Here is an 18,397-nt window from a genome sequence, read left to right on the forward strand (position 1 = left end):
TCCGCCGGGATATCAAAGAGAACATCGCCTTTATTTGACTTACCCCGCAGCTAAACGCTTGCGCGGCTGTTTTCTGCGCTATTTTTTTGCATCTCCGGCTAAAACCAGTCCAGTTGCCACCGCATTACGCGGCCCTTCGGTACCTCGAATATTGCCCTGCCCGGCGACAACGCCGTAATGCGCCAGCGCATCGGTGATCATCTGCGGGATTTCGAAATCCAGAGAAGAACCGCCTACCAGCACCACAAAAGTCATATCGCGAATAGATCCACCGGGTGACACCTGGCGTAACGCGCGCAGGCAGTTGGTCACAAAAACCTTCTCTTTGGCCTGTCGGCGCACCAGACGTATTTTTTCCAGCGAGGTCTGGTTATCTACCGGGATCAGCTCGCCCTCTTTCAAATACACAACTTTGGCAAACACCGACGGGCTGAGCGGTTCGCGGAAAAACTCTACCGCGCCGTTCTCATGGCGAATGCTGAACAGGCTCTCCACTTTTGCCAGCGGGTATTTTTTAATTTCCTCCGCCAAAAATGTATCGCTTAAGCCCAGCTCTGTTTGAATCAACAGACTGACCATATTCCCCGCCCCGGCCAGATGTACCGCTTTCACTACGCCATCGCTATTGATGACGGCTGCATCGGTAGATCCTGCGCCTAAATCGAGGATTGCCAGCGGCGCAGCGCATCCAGGCGTTGTTAACGCACCCGCTACAGCCATGTTGGCCTCCACGCCACCAACCTCAACCAAAGTGTTTAACCGGGCGCTCAGTTCACTGGCGATGGCCTGCATCTGTAAGCGATCGGCTTTCACCATCGCCGCAATGCCCACGGCGTTCTCCATTGAACACTCTCCGGCGATGCCGCCCTGCACCTTACGCGGAATAAATGTATCGACCGCCAACAGATCCTGAATATGCACCGTGTTCATGTCATGACCGGTCAGCGAGGCCATCACCTTTCGCACCCGCTCCAGCATGCCGCCTGCGTGCGTACCAGCTTCCCCAGCAATATCGCGCACGGGCGCGCAGGCGCTCATCGCCAGCATAATGGCCTGCGCGCCTTGCGCTACGTCGGCTTCACCGCCACGCTTTTCACCACGGATAAAGATCTTACCCGCCGGGATCACTCTTGATTGCACATCGCCCTGCGGGGTTTTCAGCACCACGGCGGAACGGTTGCCAATCAGCGCTCTGGCGATGGGGACGATAGTTTGCGTTTCCTCGGGCGTCAGGGCAAAGAAGGTCGCAATGCCGTAAGGGTTCGACAGCACCCGTACCACCTGTCCCGGGGCCGCCACTTCCACCGCCGCCAGCACACCTTCCGGCACCTTCTCCAGCAGGGTGACTTCATCAACCACCGGCATTGGCCGACGCAGGCGATTATTCACCAGTACCCCATCATCTTTTTTCAGGATGGCCGCCACCACATTGACGCCGCGATCCAGCGCTTCATTGATAAACCAAACCGCCTCAAGGAAATCCATCTCCTCACCTACCAACGGGATCCAGCCCTGGGCAAATCGATCCTCGCTCAACGCCGCCAACTTCTCCACGGCGATGGTGGTTCCCATGCCCACGCCAACGCCACCGGGCGTTTGCGGGTTATGACCAATCATCGTCGATTCGGTAATGATGGTTTCAGTGATGGTTTCCATCGCCACATCGCCAATCACCGGTGCGGCCTCGTTGATGCAAATTTTTGCTACGTCCTGCAGCGACCACGGCGTGTTATTCAGCGCCTGCTGCAGGGACGCGACTACCCCGGCGATATTATCCCGCGTGCCTTTCATACCGGTCGTGGCGACAATCCCGCTGCCGATAAACCGGCCATCCTGCGCCAACGCCACTTCGGTGGTGGCGTTGCCGATATCGATCCCTGCAATTAACGGCATGCTGCCTCCGTCACTGGCTGCCTTTACGCAGCTTATTTCTCTGCTGGTATACCTCTGCCGATTCGCGGACAAACCCAGCGTTCACCGTGGCATGCCATGTGTGTTCCAGTTCATCGGCAATGGCCTGCAACTCGGCGAACGAAGAACGAAACGGCCGCAGCGCGTTGTAGATCTCCAGAATGCGGGCATCCGGAATCGCAATCAGCTCTGCCGCACGACGAAAATTGCGCGCCACGGCATGACGCTGCATCTGCTCAGCAATCTGCGCCTGGTACTCCAGCGTTTGCTGAGAAATACGCACATCCTGCGGTCCTACGCGGCCCGCCAGCACATTCTCAAGAGTAATGTCGGTTAGCGGCTTGCCGGTAGGCGTCTGGATTTTCTCCGGGCAGCGGGTCGCTAATGGGTAATCCTGCGCAGTCATGATGTTGTCGTTCATGGTCATTCCCTTACCAGTGCAATATGCAACGTGACAGGCGCAGCATCCTGCACCACGTGTTTGGTTTCTTTGATATGAAACAGCGCGGCCTTGGCCATAAATTTAGGGCGCACCATCTGGTCATTGACCACTGGCACCGGCGAAGGCGACTCTTTGCGTGCATATCGCGCGGCGTTTTTACCAATCTGACGATAGGTTTCCAGCGTCAGCAGCGGAGCCTGAGAGAACAGCTCGAGGTTGCTTAACGGCAGCAGATCGCGCTGATGAATCACCGTGGTTCCTTTCGACTGGATGCCAATCCCGATGCCTGAGCCGCTGAGGTTTGCCGCATCCCATGCCATAAAAGAAACATCCGAGGTGCGCAGGATCCTCACTACCCGCGCATGCAATCCCTCTTCTTCAATCCCTGCCACCAGCTCTTTCAGAATCGCGTTGTGCGGCATATCAATTAGGGTTTTATGCTGGTGCTTGCCAAAGGCCGGGCCGACGCCAATCACCACTTCATCCACGCGTTCATCCGCGTTCGCCGCCTCGCCTTCGCTCACCTGTAAGGTGAAAACTGGCTTACGTTCAGTTGTGCATTCCACAGTGTTCCGCCTTATTCGATCGAGCCGGGCTGAACCACGCCCGCAATATTTTTAATTTCCGCCCAGCGTTCGGCACTGATGCGATAGCCGGTACCAGGTCCCTGATAATCATTGATGTCGTTGACGGCGCTGACGACGTCGAACTGGCGATCCAGAATGGCTGACGTTTGCAGGTAATCACCAGTAACACGCTGTCTCAGCATATTGAGGATATTGCTGGCGATATCTTCAAAACCGCTGCAACTCAACGCGCCGACGATATCCAGCCCGGTGATATTGCGCTTCATCATCTCTTCCACGGCCGCCAGATCCTCCACTACATTGCGCGCAGGCATATCTTTGCTGCCATGAGCATAAGTAGCGGCTTCCACTTCTTCATCGCTAATCAGCGGCAAGCTCAGTTCGCGGAACACCGCCTGAATGGCGCGTGCAGCCTTATTGCGTATAGCGATAGTTTCTTCTTCAGTCACCGGACGCAGACCGCCGTCAACCATCAGATCGCGTTGCAGGATGTTGTAATCATCGAAGTCTTCAGCGTCGAAATTCGACCCGGCAAACATGTTGTCGTAGTTGGGTACCGCGCTGTAACCAGAGAAAATAAAGTCGGTACCCGGCAGCATCTGCATCAGGGTGCGGGCAGTACGGCGAATATCGGAGTGAGAAAAGGTCTGATCATTGGCGGAGGCCACTTCAAGGTCGAGCATTGAGGCAATCAGGTTTTCCGCCAGCACCGCGCGGATCCCCGAAGGCACAGCGCCGGTCATGCCGATACAGCTGACCGCACCGTTTTGCAGCCCCTGTACGCCCGCGCCTTTAGTGATAAAAATGCAGCGCGACTCCAGATATAGCATCGATTTACTTTCGGAATAGCCCATCAGCGCTTCCGAGCCAGTGCCGGAGGTGTAGCGCATCTTCAGGCCGCGGGACGCATAAGCCGAGGCGAGAAACGCTTTGGACCACGGCGTGTCATCACCGTCGGTAAACACCGATTCTGTGCCATACACCGACACCGTTTCGGCATAACTGGTTAGCCCACGCATGCCCAGCTCCAGCTCCGTGGCCTCTTCAACGGAACATTGCGTCAGCACACCAGGACGACCGCACTGGGAACCCACCAGCAGCGCCAGGGCGTTAAACGGCGCGTAGCGGGCGATCCCGACCGTCGTTTCTTGCTCGGAAAAGCCACGGATCCCCGCTTCAGCAGCGTCGGCGGCAATCTGTACCGGGTTATCTTTCAGGTTGGTTACGTGGCACTGGTTGGAGGGCGTGCGTCTGGCACGCATTTTTTGCAGCGCCATCATCATCTCCACCACGTTCATTTTCGCCATCACTTCCACCGCTTTCGCCGGGGTGATGGCGGTGGTAATGGCAATAATCTCTTCCCGACTGACGTGGATATCCACCAGCATTCTGGCGATCTCCAGCGCGTCGAGCTGCATGGCGCGCTCGGCCTCAGCCACGTTAATGGCGTAGTCGGCAATGAAACGGTCAATCATGTCGAACTCGGCGCGGCTCTTACCGTCCAGCTCAACAATACGACCATTTTCCACCTTCACCGACGACGCTGGATCGTAGGGGCTTTCCATGGCGATCAGCCCCTCTTCAGGCCATTCGCCAATCAGCCCATCCTGATTTACAGGCCGCTTCGCAAGCACTTCGAATCGTTTTGATCTTCTCATGATTTATTGACTCAAAAGATAAAAAATAGGGACGCCGGGCCGCATTGCCGGGGACACAACACCCGGCATTCGCCTTTCATCAGCAATGGTCGAACTCTAAATGAGCAGAACAATAAAAAAATAAAATTAATTTTGTTCCAATTTGGTACCTAATAAAAACGCATCGTTTCATATTGAAACGCAATTCAGGAATATCCATCGTGAATTGTGACGATGTTAAATGATCATTATCAATAAACGCCAAACCGGGAAGGTGAATTTAATATCTTTGAAATTTTCGCCCTATTGACTTAATAACGTGCGGCGAGAAAATAAGGTAAAGCCAATGATAAAAATAGCTGTTGCGCGATATGTTTCGTGACCTCAGCCCTACAACATTTTCAGGAGAGACTGTGAATAAGAGCCAACAAATTGCCACCATTACGCTGGCGGCTGCAAAAAAAATGGCGCAGGCCGTTGAGGCTAAAGCGCTTGAGATCAGCGTTCCGGTGGTCTTTTCCGTGGTAGATCGCGGTGGGAATACGCTGCTAATGCAACGCATGGACGATGCGTTTGTCACCAGCTGTGATATCTCTCTTAATAAAGCGTATACCGCCTGCTGCCTGCGCCAGGGTACCCATGAAATTACGGACGCGGTACAACCCGGTGCTTCGCTATATGGTTTGCAGCTTACCAACCAACAGCGCATCGTTATTTTCGGCGGCGGTTTACCCGTCATATTAAACGGTAAATTAATTGGTGCCGTTGGCGTTAGTGGCGGCACCGTTGAACAAGACAGATTATTAGCAGAAACCGCACTGAATTGTTTCTCTGAATTATAATTTAAATCTAAGAAGGTATATTATGAGCTATCGTATGTTTGATTACCTGGTGCCAAATGTGAACTTCTTTGGCCCCAATGCTATTTCCGTTGTCGGCGAACGCTGCAAACTGTTAGGCGGTAAAAAAGCGCTGCTGGTTACTGATAAAGGTCTGCGGGCCATTAAAGACGGCGCGGTAGATAAAACTCTTGCCCATCTGCGTGAAGCCGGTATTGAGGTGGTGGTTTTTGACGGCGTTGAACCTAACCCCAAAGACACCAACGTGCGCGACGGTCTGGAAGTCTTTCGCAAAGAGCATTGCGATATCATCGTTACCGTCGGTGGCGGTAGCCCGCATGACTGCGGTAAAGGCATCGGTATCGCGGCAACTCACGAAGGCGATCTCTACAGCTATGCCGGGATTGAAACCCTGACCAACCCGCTGCCGCCGATCGTTGCGGTGAATACCACTGCCGGTACCGCCAGCGAAGTCACCCGCCACTGCGTGCTGACCAATACCAAGACTAAAGTGAAGTTTGTGATTGTCAGTTGGCGCAACCTGCCGTCGGTCTCCATTAACGATCCGCTGCTGATGCTCGGCAAACCCGCCCCGCTGACCGCCGCGACCGGTATGGACGCCCTGACCCACGCCGTGGAAGCCTATATTTCCAAAGATGCCAACCCGGTCACCGACGCTGCCGCTATTCAGGCTATTCGCCTGATCGCACGCAACTTGCGTCAGGCCGTAGCGCTGGGCAGCAACCTGAAAGCTCGCGAGAACATGGCCTACGCCTCTCTGCTGGCGGGTATGGCTTTCAACAACGCCAACCTCGGCTACGTTCACGCGATGGCGCATCAGCTTGGCGGTCTGTACGACATGCCGCACGGCGTGGCGAATGCCGTACTGCTGCCGCACGTGGCGCGCTATAACCTGATCGCTAACCCGGAAAAATTTGCCGACATTGCAGAGTTTATGGGCGAAAACACTGACGGACTTTCCACCATGGATGCCGCCGAACTGGCCATCCACGCCATTGCCCGTCTCTCTGCTGACATCGGCATTCCGCAGCATCTGCGCGATCTGGGCGTTAAAGAAGCCGATTTCCCGTACATGGCGGAAATGGCGCTGAAGGACGGCAACGCCTTCTCTAACCCGCGCAAAGGGAACGAGAAAGAAATTGCCGAGATCTTCCGTCAGGCATTCTGATAGTACAGGGGGCGCAATGTCACTTTCATCACCGGGCGTACATCTGTTTTATCACTCGCGCTGGCAGGATACTCGCGTGCTTGATGAGCTGTGCTGGGGACTGGAAGAGCAAGGCGTCCCTTGCCGGGCAATCTGTTGCGACGAACATGACTGCGCACTAGCATTGAGCAAACTTGCGGCCAAAAGCTCAACGCTACGTGTCGGTCTGGGTCTTAACGCCACGGGTGATATTGCTTTAACCCACGCCCAGTTGCCCGAGGATCGGGCGCTGATCCGTGGTCATATCCGCGCCGGTGCAGCCCGGCTCCGCGTCCTCGGTGCTAATGCTGGTCAACTGGTCAAAGTGCTTCCCTTCAGCGAGATAAAATAAATGTACCGCATCTACACCCGAACCGGCGATAAAGGCACGACCGCACTGTTTGGCGGCAGCCGTATCGACAAAGACGACATCCGCGTTGAGGCCTATGGCACGGTGGATGAACTGATTTCCCAACTTGGCGTCTGCTATGCCAGCACGCGTCAGGCCGGGCTACGCCAGGATCTGCACGCCATACAGAAAATGCTGTTTGTTCTGGGTGCGGAACTCGCCAGCGATGAGAAAGGACTCGCTCGCTTACAACAGCGTATTGGTGAAGAGGATACTCAGGCGCTGGAGCAGCTTATTGACCGTAATATGGCGCAAAGCGGCCCGCTCAAAGAGTTTGTTATTCCGGGGAAAAATCTCGCATCGGCACAGCTACACGTTGCGCGAACCCTGACGCGCCGACTGGAGCGGGTCCTCATCGCGATGAGCAGATCGCTAACGTTACGCGATGAACCCAGGCGTTATATCAACCGACTGTCAGACGCGCTGTTCTCGATGGCGAGAATTGAAGAAACTAGTCCAGATGCTTGCGCTTAAACTGGCTGGCATCAATGTCGTACTGCTTCATCTTGCGCCACAAGGTAGTGCGACCGATATTCAACAGTTGCGACATCTCCTGCACGCGCCCGCTGGTGACGCGGGCAGCATGGATAATCGCCTCTTTTTCGATAGCGGTAAACGTCAGACTAGCAGGCAGCAGTGAAGACGCCGTCTCCAGACCAGGACGTTCGGCAAACAAATAATCCGGTAGATTGCTCAGCCGAATATGGCCGTTATCACTGCTGATGGCGATGTTTTCGATAATGCTGTTCAGCTCAAAGTCATTGCCCGGCCACGAATAGGCCACCAGTTGCGCCAGCGCGTCGTCGTCGATCTTCAAACTGTATGAAAAGCGTTTTTTCAGGCTATTCAGCCGCGTATAAATCAGCGAGGGAATACTACTGCGCCGCGCCCGCAGCGGTGGGATCACTATCTCAAAAGAGTGCAGCGCATAATACAGCTGACGGCTAAAGCGGTTTTGCTCCACCAGATTGGCGAGATCAACCGTGGTGGTGGCGATCACTTTGACATCCACCGGAATCAGCCGACGGGCATCCAGGCGGGTTAATACCCCCTGTTTGATCACCTGTAACAGCGCGGATTGCAGCTCCGGTGCCAGATATTCAATTTTTTCCAGAAACAGCGTGCCGCCGTTCGCCAGTTCAAGACGGCTCAACCGCCCATTTTCATCGTCGGTGGGCGCACTGCCCATAAAATCCTGCCCCAGTACGCTGTTGGCATACAGCTGACAGTTCACGGCGATATACGGCCCGCTGGCGCGCTCGCTTTCATTGTGGATGGCCTGACTCAGCAGCTCTTTACCAACACCCTCTTCCCCGCACAGCAGGATCGGGAAACTCCCCCTCGCTGCCTGGCGTCCAAAATGGATCAAGCGGCGGGTTTCCGGATCGTCAGTCGACATCTGCTCAAAGGTGTGGCTCACCTTGCCGAGCTGGCTGGTCATCAGCTGGCGCATTTGTTCCACCGGATGCAGTAGCAGAATAAAGCTGTTGCCCTGCTCCTCAACAATCGGCTTCAGGGTAATGACGGCATCAACAAACTGATGCTGGCTTTCAAAGGTAACTTCGACGTGATTCAGACCGCGGGCATGTTTGATCGCCCGGCGCAGCAGCATGGGGAGATTGAGCAGATCGTGAATGTTTTTCCCCTGACTGGCCTGCGCATCGAGATGCAAAAGCAGCGCCGCTCGCGCATTGAGGAACTGCAATACGCCCTGTTCGTTCCAGGCCATCACACCATCATCCATACTCTCCAGCAGCCCGTACATCTGGTTCAGATGGCGGTTGGATTCAGCCAGCAGGCTGTCGGTCAGCAAAGAGTTGCCGACTTCTCTGGCAATCGCCAGCGTCAGGGATAAATCAGAAACGCACTCATGCTCCACCAGACAACACAGCGAAATGGAGCCGAACAGTCGACCATGGTTATCGAAGACCGGCGTCGAGCAGAACGACCACGGATGCAGCGCCTGTTTAAAATGCTGCTCGCCAGAGGTTTTTGTCGGCTGGCCCGGCATCGTCGCCAGCGACAGGGCACAACTGCCAATGATGCTTTCTGCACAGTAGCTGCCGTCACGAAACCCAAGCTCCGCCAGCTGTTCTACCGTCTGCGGATCGCCGCAACGGCTGAGAATACAGGCTGATTCATCCAGAATCAGCAGCGCGCACGGGCGGCCGTCCATAAACTCCCAGGCATCTTCCAGCGCAGCCTGAGCAATCGTCAGCAACGCCGTCTTGCGACGACAAATCGACTCAAAGGTCAGTCCCTGCGCCTGATGCGGCGCCTGCCAGGTTTCCCGCTGCATAAACTTGCTGCAACGATGCCATGACTGGGCAATGACTGAAGAGACTTCCTTCCCGATGCTATGCGTGTGCGCCGTCATATCCCTTTCCGCTGTTTAACCATAGACAACCCCTCCGGCAGAAACTGTCAGAGGGGGAGAAGATGCCGGATAAAAACCTACCGACGACTGATTAACGCGCCAGCCACTGCTGTCCCAGCAGATCTGCCGTCAAGATAGCGGCATGTACGCTTTCAGGCGTTACCGGGAACGGCATATTGTGGATGGTTTCACCTTCTGCGCAGGTCGCTTTCGCCACGGCCATGATCTTGCCGTCAACGTCTTCTTTCACGCCCATTTCCGCTAACGTTACCGGCAGGCCTACTTTCTGACAGAAATTCAGCACGGTTTCGATCTCTTCCATCGGGCTGTTTTGCAGCACCAGTTGCGCCAGCGTACCAAAGGCGACTTTTTCACCGTGGTACAAATGGTGGCACTCTTCCAGAATCGTAAAGCCGTTGTGGATCGCATGCGCCCCTGCAAGACCGCTGCTTTCAAAGCCGATGCCGCTGAGGTAAGTGTTAGCTTCGACAATACGCTCCAGCGCATCGGTCACCACGCCAGCCTGCGCAGCAAAGCGTGCCTTCTCGCCTTCCGCCAGCAGGGTATCATAGCACAAGCGCGCCAGGCTCAGCGCCGCCACGGTGGACTGTCCGCCCGCCATGCTGGTCGCTCTGGCGTCATAACAGGCTTTCGCTTCAAACCAGGTCGAGAGCGCATCGCCCATCCCGGCCACCAGCAGACGTACCGGCGCTTTGGCAATGATCGCAGTGTCCATCACCACCATATCCGGGTTTTTCGGGTAGATCAGATACTCTTCAAACTCACCGGCTTCGGTATAGATAACGGACAGCGCGCTGGTTGGCGCATCGGTAGACGCGATAGTCGGGATCACCACCACCGGCAGCTTCTGGTAGTAACCAATCGCTTTGGCGGTATCCAGCGTTTTCCCGCCGCCAATCCCAACCACGCCGCGACAGCCGTGCTGTTTCAGAATGGCAATCAGTCGATTAATTTCAACATGGCTACATTCACCGTTAAAGCGTTCCGCATGGCAGCTAATGTCGTGGCTGTGCAGGCCGTTGAGTACTTTCTCTCCCGCCAGCTTCATCACGAAGTCATCCGCAATCACAAAAAAGCTGTCCGCCAGATTTTTAGCGTATTGACCAAACAAGGTGGAAGCGTCAGGACCCTGGAGATATTTGGCTGGAGATTGAATAACTTTTAGCATTCCTTTCATCCTCAAATAAGTACATGTTTTTACATGGTGAGCCCTGGCGTTAACCTGTTTGGCCTGATGCAGACGGCGAAAACGGGAGGTACCGGAGCGATGCAATAACTGTATGGCGAGGCGTGCACAAAAAAATCTTTCGTCTTTTTGTTCTGATATGAAACAGATAAAAACGGAGTACGTTCCATATTGGAACGCTTATCCACAAAAATGATAAGGTTTGCGATCCCGATCCGCTCATTTGCCACCAAATCTCCGGCACAGACGAATCTCACTTTCTTTTTTACCTACTCACTTGCCAAAAAACCGGCAAAAAAAAAGCTGACAGTGCCGTATCAGCTGCATTCATCGCGAGAGAAAAAAGTCGAGCGATCTCGCATTGTGATCGTTCTTCGTTCTTTTCGGTTTCATTACGAAACAAAAAACAATGACAACGTTCCGTAATGAAACTCATTTTAACGTTGTTTTTTTCCGCGCTGACTTCGCCAGAATCTCTCTATCGCCTCCGTACCATGACCATGCTTCCGGGGGTTTGTCTTACACTCAACCTCAAGGAGCCGTTATGTCTCAATTCTTTTTTAATCAACGCACCCATCTCGTGAGCGACGTCATCGACGGTACGATTATCGCCAGCCCGTGGAATAACCTGGCGCGTCTGGAAAGCGATCCGGCCATTCGCATCGTGGTCCGTCGTGACCTCAACAAAAATAACGTGGCGGTAATTTCCGGCGGTGGTTCAGGGCACGAACCCGCGCACGTTGGGTTTATCGGTAAAGGTATGCTAACCGCTGCGGTTTGCGGCGACGTTTTCGCTTCCCCGAGCGTGGATGCGGTACTGACCGCCATCCAGGCGGTAACCGGTGAGGCGGGCTGTTTATTGATCGTGAAAAATTACACCGGTGACCGTCTTAATTTCGGTCTCGCCGCCGAGAAAGCCCGTCGCCTTGGTTACAACGTTGAAATGCTGATTGTTGGCGACGACATCTCCCTGCCTGATAACAAACACCCACGCGGCATTGCGGGAACCATCCTGGTGCATAAAATCGCAGGCTATTTTGCCGAACGCGGCTACAACCTCGCCACCGTCCTGCGTGAAGCGCAGTACGCGGCCAATAACACCTTCAGCCTGGGCGTTGCGCTTTCCAGCTGTCATCTGCCGCAAGAAGCCGACGCCGCCCCGCGTCATCATCCGGGCCACGCGGAACTGGGCATGGGCATTCACGGCGAACCAGGCGCATCGGTTATCGACACCCAGAACAGTGCGCAGGTGGTGAACCTGATGGTGGATAAACTGATGGCAGCCCTGCCTGAAACCGGCCGTCTGGCGGTGATGATTAACAATCTTGGCGGCGTTTCTGTTGCCGAAATGGCCATCATTACCCGCGAACTGGCCAGCAGCCCGCTGCACCCACGTATCGACTGGCTGATTGGCCCGGCCTCACTGGTCACCGCTCTGGATATGAAAGGCTTTTCACTGACGGCCATCGTGCTGGAAGAGAGCATCGAAAAAGCGTTACTCACCGAGGTGGAAACCAGCAACTGGCCGACGCCGGTCCCGCCGCGTGAAATCAGTTGTGTACCATCATCTCAGCGTAGCGCACGCGTGGAATTCCAGCCTTCGGCGAACGCCATGGTGGCCGGGATTGTGGAACTTGTCACCACAACCCTTTCCGATCTGGAGACTCATCTTAATGCGCTGGACGCCAAAGTCGGCGATGGCGATACCGGTTCGACCTTTGCCGCTGGCGCGCGTGAAATTGCCAGTCTGTTGCATCGCCAGCAGTTGCCGCTGGATAACCTTGCCACGCTGTTCGCGCTGATTGGCGAACGTCTGACCGTAGTGATGGGTGGTTCCAGCGGTGTGCTGATGTCTATTTTCTTTACCGCTGCGGGGCAGAAACTGGAACAGGGAGCTAGCGTTGCCGAATCCCTGAATACGGGACTGGCGCAGATGAAGTTCTACGGCGGCGCAGACGAAGGCGATCGCACCATGATTGATGCGCTGCAACCAGCCCTGACTTCGCTGCTCACGCAGCCGCAAAATCTGCAGGCCGCATTCGACGCCGCGCAAGCGGGAGCCGAACGAACCTGTTTGTCGAGCAAAGCCAATGCCGGTCGCGCATCGTATCTCAGCAGCGAAAGCCTGCTCGGAAATATGGACCCCGGCGCGCACGCCGTAGCGATGGTGTTTAAAGCGCTGGCAGAGAGTGAGTTGGGATAAGCCATAAGTGCCTGATGCGCTGCGCTTATCAGGCCTACGAGTGCAAAGCTTTGTAGGCCGGATAAGGCAACACCGACATCCGGCGGACGTTAACGATAAACGCGGATCCCGCCCTCTACGCCGCGGCTAAACAGCACCTGCCAAAGCTCAATATCTCTGGCGCGGAAAGCCCCTGCGCACGCGCATAAATAGTAATTAAACATTCTTCTGAAGGTGGCGGAATAACGTGATGACAGCTCCGGCCATGCCTGATTAAAGCGCTCATGCCAGGCCATCAGCGTTTTATCGTAATCGCTGCCGAAGTTATGCCAGTCTTCCATCACAAACCGTGATTCGCTGGCCTCGGCAATATGGGAAATCGCCGGTAAGCAGCCATTTGGGAAAATGTATTTATTGATCCACGGATCGACGCTCATCCCTTTTTTATTGCTACCAATGGTATGCAGCAGGAACAGTCCGTCTGGTTTTAAACAACGGTCGGCGATACTGAAATAGGTGTCGTAGTTTTTCGGCCCGACATGTTCAAACATCCCCACGGAGACAATGCGATCGTAGTGTTTATTAAGATCGCGATAATCCTGCAGCAGAATGTTAACGTCCAACCCTTCACAGCGCTGCTGCGCCATTTTCTGCTGCTCTTTGGAAATGGTAACGCCTTCTACTGCCACGCCATAATGACGCGCCGCATATTCCGCCAACCCGCCCCAGCCACAACCGATATCGAGTAAACGCATACCCGGTTTAAGCTGCAGCTTCTCGCAGATCATTTTTAATTTGGCATTTTGCGCATCGTTTAATGTGGTTGCATCTTTCCAGTAACCGCAGGAATATTGCATATGCGGATCAAGCATCAGCGCAAAGAGATCGTTACCAATATCATAATGCTCTTTACCGACGATCCATGCACGGCTACGTGACTGCAAATTAAACAGGCGCGCGCTGGCAATGCGTAAAATATCTTTCAGATTACCTGGCATCTGCTGGTCGAGTTTTGCTTTCAGGATTTTGCAGAACAGAATATCGAGCCGTTCGCAGTCCCACCAGCCTTCCATATAGCTTTCGCCAAGCCCTAATGAGCCTTGCTGCAATACTCGTTTAAAGAAACCGGTATGATGAAGTTGAATGTCCCAGGCGCGTGAGCCATTAATTCTGATATCCGCTTGTGAAAGCAGCTCTTTTCCCATTCGGGTCCAGTTATCATTTGTTTCATTGACGATGACAGCATCTGAACAAAGCGAGTTCATGGTATTTACCAAAAGTGGGCTAAAAATTATTACGCAAGATTATTATGGAAAAAAGAGTGTATGTATTATGATCCGCGGACAAGATCTATCGAGCAGCGGACACATCATCGGGAGCATTGACGATTCATTTATGGAAACTCTGGCGCAAAAACAGTGGAACTCCTTCCCGGATAACTCCATGACCGAACTGCCGCAGGATGTATTCTTTCGCTCTTATGTCCTGGAAGCCAACCACCATGTACCGCAGCATTCACACTCTTTTATGCAATTTCATTTCGCCCGCAAAGGCAGCATGCGCATTGATGTTGCCGGTAAGTGCTGGATAATCCCGGCGCATTATGGCATCTGGATCCCCAATAATACTGAGCATGCAGTTTGGGCATTGGATGATGTGTATTTAGAAAATCTGGATATTAAACCGGGCTTTCTTGAAGAGAGCATCAATGAATGCAAAGTTGTGGCTATCAGTGATTTCGCCAGAGAGTTTATTCATTACGCCACGAATTCAATTTCAGGTCATTATGATAGCCAGTCAAAAGAGGGCAAACTGGTTAGCGTACTGGTCGATATTATTCTGCAACTCCCGGAAGTCGCCTTTGTATTACCCTGGCCGCAGGATCGCGAATTAACCAAAGTATGCCGAACCATACAAGAATCCCCCGCCCTGGAGCATTCAGTTGAATACTGGGCGCATCATCTGGGTATGTCTGCCCGTACCTTTTCACGCCATTTCAAAAAAGAAACCGGATTGCCTTTCAGCGTCTGGAAGCAAAAAATGCGTATTCTGGAATCCGTATTAATGCTGAAAAAAAATAAAAGCGTGACCGCCGTGGCGCTCGACGTAGGATATTCAAGCACCGCGGCATTTAGCTATGCCTTCCGCCAGGCGTTTGGCGTTCCGCCATCTAATTATTAATCTGCCGCTTTATGCTGATGCCAGTAGGCTGCCGCACGCACCCGTTGAGGGTCAAACGCCTCGGTTTCAAAGCGAGCACTCAGGTTTTTTACCACCTTGCCTTCGCCAGTAATCCAGACGTAATAATCATCTGCGGGCACGGTTAGTCGCGATAAGCGTTCATTCACCGCCTGCGCGTCATGGCCGATAAACCACTCAATAGTAAACCCGTCGAGATGGGCAAGATAATCCTGGTACGCCGCATCCTGCACGCTGACCAGCGCCGTGACGTTTGGACGTACCGCTAAACGGCTGAGCGACTCCAGGCGTCGGCGTAGCGCAGGCATTCCCGACTCATCGCACACATAAACCTGATACGCATAATCCTCTGGCACCACCAAAGAACCGCGCGGCCCGCCGATTGTCAGCTTGTCGCCCTCGCGGGCATTCATCGCCCATGTACTCGCCACGCCGCCATCATGAATATAGAAATCGAGCGCCAGCTCATGGCGCGCTTCGTCATACAACGGTGTGTAGTCACGGGAAAGCGGACGCACACCGTCAGCCCAGACAATGCCTTCATCGGTGACGACAGGCGGCACAAAGTGGCTGCCCGGTTCAGGGAAAAAGACCTTGGTATGGTCGTCAAAGCCGTGTGAGCTAAAACCGTCCAGAGCGTCCCCGCCCAGTACAATGCGCTGAAAGCCCGCACTAATACGCTCTACGCGCAGGACGGTAAGTTCTCGAAAACGCAGTTCATTACGAACGCGCTGCGGGTAGCGTGAGGTGTTTTTTGTCATGTTTTCGCCTTCGTGAAAATAATAAGATATATCTAAATTCATTTTTAAATGATAATGATTGCTAATCAAGAAGATTGCAAGCACTTTTTTGATATAGTCACCGTCTGATTAAACAGCTATCAAAAACCAATAAAAACATTTAATAATCATAACCTTAAATAGCATTTAATTTGTAGACTTGCAAAACACCAGTTTTTAGATATAAATTAGATATATCTAAACAACATCAGGAGACGATGATGCAAAACCATCATGAAGGTTGCTGCAAAAATACAGAGCACCAACACGAAGGCTGCTGCAAGGGTGAAGGACATCACCACGAAGGCCGCCACAACGAGCACCATGCAGGTTGCTGCAAAGGTGAAGAACATCGCCATGAAGGCTGTAACAAAGATCACCACCACGAGCACGGCTGCGGGCACCGCCACGGTCGCGGCGGCGGTGGTCGTCGCCAACGCTTCTTCGGTCACGGAGAATTACGCCTGGTCATTCTGGATATCTTGACCCGCGACGCCAGCCACGGCTATGAGCTGATAAAAGCGATTGAAACCCTGACTCAGGGTAACTATACCCCGAGCCCGGGCGTTATCTATCCGACGTTGGATTTCTTGCAGGATCAGGCACTGATCACCGTCAGCGACGAGGAAGGTGGGCGTAAACAGATTGCGATCACGACTCAGGGCCAGCAATGGCTAGATGAAAACCGTGAGCATCTGGAACATATCCACGAACGGATCAAAGCCCGCTGCGTGGGTTTTGAATTACGCAAAAATCCACAGATGAAACGCGCGCTGGAAAACTTCAAAGCCGTGTTGGATCTACGCGTTAATCATGGTGATACCAGCGATGCGCAGATCAAAAAAATCATCGGTATTATCGATCGCGCTGCGCTGGATATTACTCAGCTGGATTAATCTGCACAGCAGGCGGAACCCGTTTGCCCGACGTTTCGCCTGTATTATTAGTATTAATGCAGCACCGTGACCGCATCTTCCAGACGACCCGCGCGATGCTTCACCATTGCGGAAATCTGCGCACTCTCTTCAACCAGTTCGGCGTTTTTCTGCGTAATGTTGCTCAGCTCATTCACCGCGCGGGTCAGGCTGGAAAGACCATCCGACTGTTCCAGCGTTGAGTGGCTGATTTGGGCGATCAGCTGAGTGACGTTTTGCACCTGCGCCACAATATCGTCCATCGTGCGTCCTGCGGCGTGAACCTGGTCGGATCCGGACTGCACTTTGTCGGCGCTGGCATCAATCAGCTTGCGGATATCATTGGCCGCACTGGCGCTGCGGCTGGCAAGATGACGCACTTCTCCCGCCACCACGGCGAACCCTTTCCCCTGCTCGCCCGCCCGCGCGGCTTCAACAGCGGCGTTCAAAGCCAGAATGTTGGTCTGGAAGGCAATATCGTTAATCAGCGTGGTAATAGTGCCTATCCGCTGGGTGCTGTTGGCGATATCGTCCATGGTTTTGATGACGGTATCCATCGCCTCACCGCCGTGCGTTGCCGCGCTGCTGGCGGCAATAGAGAGCTTATCAGCCGCCGCGGCGGTCTCTGAGTTTTGTTTTACCGATGCCGCCATCTGATTCATGGTGGTCACCGTTTCCTGCACGTTCTCAACGGTCTGCTGCGTATGCTTATTTAAATCATCGCTACCTTTTGCCAGCGTTTCGCTGTCGCTGCGCACGCAACTCACCTGGCTGGAGACATCATGAATAAGCCAGCGACACATTAATCCCAGTTGGCCCACTGCTCGCAGCATCAGTCCCAGTTCATCGCTGCGGTTAAGATGCGACACGCTGTTCCGCTCACCGGTCGCCACTTTCAGCGCCTGACGGGTGACATTCTCAATAGGACGCACAATCTGCCATTCGAAAATAGCCGTTCCTAAAAGCATCACCAATGCACTCATCAACAGTAATGGCCATTCAGCACCCATTTGCTGCAATGCGACCGCTAGCAGGACAAACATGAATGCCATCACGCTGCGTACCCGCCAGCGAATCGGCATCGCCGGCAGTCTACCCAGCCAGCCTTTGCGTACCACCAACCCCTTATGGATACGCCGGTTGCAACGTCCTTCGTTCAGCGCTTTATATAAAGGCTCTACCGCTGCAATTTCCTCGTCAGTTGCCCGGGTACGAATCGACATATACCCGGTCACGCGTCCTTCCCGCACCATCGGCACCGCATTGGCCCTCACCCAGTAGTGATCGCCATTCTTACGCCGGTTTTTCACAATCCCGCTCCATGGCTCGCCCTGCTTCAGCGTGTACCACATATCCGCAAACGCCGCTTTTGGCATGTCCGGATGACGAACCAGATTGTGCGGCTTTTCAAGCAACTCATTCAGTTGATAGCCGCTGACCTGAACGAAGGTGTCGTTCGCATGGGTGATATAGCTTTGCAAATCGGTGGTCGACATGAGGGTGATATCATCATCCAGCGGTGTATTTTGCTGACTAACGTAGGGATGAGAAGACATGATTGCGTCCTGTGCAGGTTATCTGGTTGTTAACTCTTTCGGCTTATGTTATTTCGGCGATAATTTTTTTATCTTTAGTTGTTAAATTTGATTTAGATCGCAATTTGCGATTAAACCTCAAAAACTGTACGCATTCTAATCCATTGATTTA

Annotated in this window: 16 protein-coding genes; 7 read left to right on the forward strand and 9 right to left on the reverse strand. The window is 53.6% G+C overall.

Annotated elements, in window-relative coordinates; genetic code table 11:
* Positions 1 to 78: 78 nt before the first annotated feature.
* From OGV74_RS08185 to OGV74_RS08200, 4 genes are read right to left on the reverse strand one after another with little or no spacing between them, the layout of a single operon-like run.
* Positions 79 to 1,893: a diol dehydratase reactivase subunit alpha gene (locus OGV74_RS08185; protein WP_086504585.1), complete on the reverse strand. Its 1,815-nt coding sequence runs from the start codon at positions 1,891 to 1,893 to the stop codon at positions 79 to 81.
* 10 nt (positions 1,894 to 1,903) lie between these two features.
* The gene (locus tag OGV74_RS08190) at positions 1,904 to 2,332 is read right to left on the reverse strand and encodes a diol dehydratase small subunit (RefSeq protein ID WP_003024721.1); all 429 of its coding nucleotides are present in this window, start codon (positions 2,330 to 2,332) and stop codon (positions 1,904 to 1,906) included.
* Positions 2,333 to 2,334: 2 nt separating this feature from the next.
* Positions 2,335 to 2,919, reverse strand: a complete 585-nt coding sequence (locus tag OGV74_RS08195; protein ID WP_003024724.1) for a propanediol/glycerol family dehydratase medium subunit — start codon at positions 2,917 to 2,919, stop codon at positions 2,335 to 2,337.
* Positions 2,920 to 2,930: 11 nt separating this feature from the next.
* Positions 2,931 to 4,598, reverse strand: a complete 1,668-nt coding sequence (locus tag OGV74_RS08200; protein ID WP_086504586.1) for a propanediol/glycerol family dehydratase large subunit — start codon at positions 4,596 to 4,598, stop codon at positions 2,931 to 2,933.
* A gap of 392 nt (positions 4,599 to 4,990) precedes the next feature.
* Between OGV74_RS08200 and OGV74_RS08205 the strand changes: the two genes are divergently transcribed.
* Genes OGV74_RS08205 through OGV74_RS08220 form a run of 4 tightly spaced genes read left to right on the forward strand, consistent with a single transcriptional unit; the run spans position 4,991 to position 7,506 of the window.
* On the forward strand, positions 4,991 to 5,419 hold the full coding sequence (locus OGV74_RS08205) for a GlcG/HbpS family heme-binding protein (protein WP_003024730.1): 429 nt from the start codon (positions 4,991 to 4,993) through the stop codon (positions 5,417 to 5,419).
* 22 nt (positions 5,420 to 5,441) lie between these two features.
* Positions 5,442 to 6,605 (forward strand): 1,3-propanediol dehydrogenase, encoded by a 1,164-nt coding sequence (gene dhaT, locus OGV74_RS08210; RefSeq protein ID WP_086504587.1) that lies wholly within the window; start codon positions 5,442 to 5,444, stop codon positions 6,603 to 6,605.
* Between the two features lie 16 nt (positions 6,606 to 6,621).
* A complete protein-coding gene (locus OGV74_RS08215) occupies positions 6,622 to 6,975 on the forward strand; it encodes a glycerol dehydratase reactivase beta/small subunit family protein (protein ID WP_032950260.1) in 354 nt (117 codons plus the stop codon).
* Positions 6,976 to 7,506 carry a cob(I)yrinic acid a,c-diamide adenosyltransferase gene (locus tag OGV74_RS08220; RefSeq protein WP_003841452.1) on the forward strand — a complete coding sequence of 177 codons (531 nt, stop codon included), beginning with the start codon at positions 6,976 to 6,978 and terminating at the stop codon, positions 7,504 to 7,506. It abuts the gene before it with no gap.
* Here the strand turns inward: OGV74_RS08220 and dhaR are convergent.
* The gene (gene dhaR / locus OGV74_RS08225) at positions 7,484 to 9,409 is read right to left on the reverse strand and encodes a dihydroxyacetone kinase operon transcriptional regulator DhaR (RefSeq protein ID WP_003024742.1); all 1,926 of its coding nucleotides are present in this window, start codon (positions 9,407 to 9,409) and stop codon (positions 7,484 to 7,486) included. The two genes, OGV74_RS08220 and dhaR, sit on opposite strands and share 23 nt — an antisense overlap.
* A gap of 91 nt (positions 9,410 to 9,500) precedes the next feature.
* Positions 9,501 to 10,598 (reverse strand): glycerol dehydrogenase, encoded by a 1,098-nt coding sequence (locus tag OGV74_RS08230; RefSeq protein ID WP_003024745.1) that lies wholly within the window; start codon positions 10,596 to 10,598, stop codon positions 9,501 to 9,503.
* Between the two features lie 562 nt (positions 10,599 to 11,160).
* On the opposite strand from OGV74_RS08230, the gene OGV74_RS08235 reads away from it, so the two are divergent.
* Positions 11,161 to 12,819, forward strand: a complete 1,659-nt coding sequence (locus tag OGV74_RS08235; protein WP_071684999.1) for a glycerone kinase — start codon at positions 11,161 to 11,163, stop codon at positions 12,817 to 12,819.
* An 89-nt stretch (positions 12,820 to 12,908) separates the two neighbouring features.
* On the opposite strand, the gene cfa is transcribed toward OGV74_RS08235, so the two are convergent.
* Positions 12,909 to 14,063 carry a cyclopropane fatty acyl phospholipid synthase gene (gene cfa / locus OGV74_RS08240; protein WP_003846231.1) on the reverse strand — a complete coding sequence of 385 codons (1,155 nt, stop codon included), beginning with the start codon at positions 14,061 to 14,063 and terminating at the stop codon, positions 12,909 to 12,911.
* 67 nt (positions 14,064 to 14,130) lie between these two features.
* On the opposite strand from cfa, the gene OGV74_RS08245 reads away from it, so the two are divergent.
* On the forward strand, positions 14,131 to 14,979 hold the full coding sequence (locus tag OGV74_RS08245) for a helix-turn-helix domain-containing protein (RefSeq protein ID WP_003024755.1): 849 nt from the start codon (positions 14,131 to 14,133) through the stop codon (positions 14,977 to 14,979).
* Here the strand turns inward: OGV74_RS08245 and OGV74_RS08250 are convergent.
* Complete coding sequence (locus OGV74_RS08250) at positions 14,976 to 15,758, reverse strand: siderophore-interacting protein (RefSeq protein ID WP_003024758.1); 783 nt, start codon at positions 15,756 to 15,758, stop codon at positions 14,976 to 14,978. The two genes, OGV74_RS08245 and OGV74_RS08250, sit on opposite strands and share 4 nt — an antisense overlap.
* A gap of 236 nt (positions 15,759 to 15,994) precedes the next feature.
* Between OGV74_RS08250 and OGV74_RS08255 the strand changes: the two genes are divergently transcribed.
* The gene (locus OGV74_RS08255) at positions 15,995 to 16,672 is read left to right on the forward strand and encodes a PadR family transcriptional regulator (protein ID WP_162138602.1); all 678 of its coding nucleotides are present in this window, start codon (positions 15,995 to 15,997) and stop codon (positions 16,670 to 16,672) included.
* 53 nt (positions 16,673 to 16,725) lie between these two features.
* On the opposite strand, the gene OGV74_RS08260 is transcribed toward OGV74_RS08255, so the two are convergent.
* Positions 16,726 to 18,246 carry a methyl-accepting chemotaxis protein gene (locus OGV74_RS08260; RefSeq protein WP_003024763.1) on the reverse strand — a complete coding sequence of 507 codons (1,521 nt, stop codon included), beginning with the start codon at positions 18,244 to 18,246 and terminating at the stop codon, positions 16,726 to 16,728.
* Positions 18,247 to 18,397: the final 151 nt, after the last annotated feature.

The organism is Citrobacter sp. Cf116 (genome assembly GCF_030336505.1).
Taxonomy (GTDB): Bacteria; Pseudomonadota; Gammaproteobacteria; order Enterobacterales; family Enterobacteriaceae; genus Citrobacter; species Citrobacter freundii.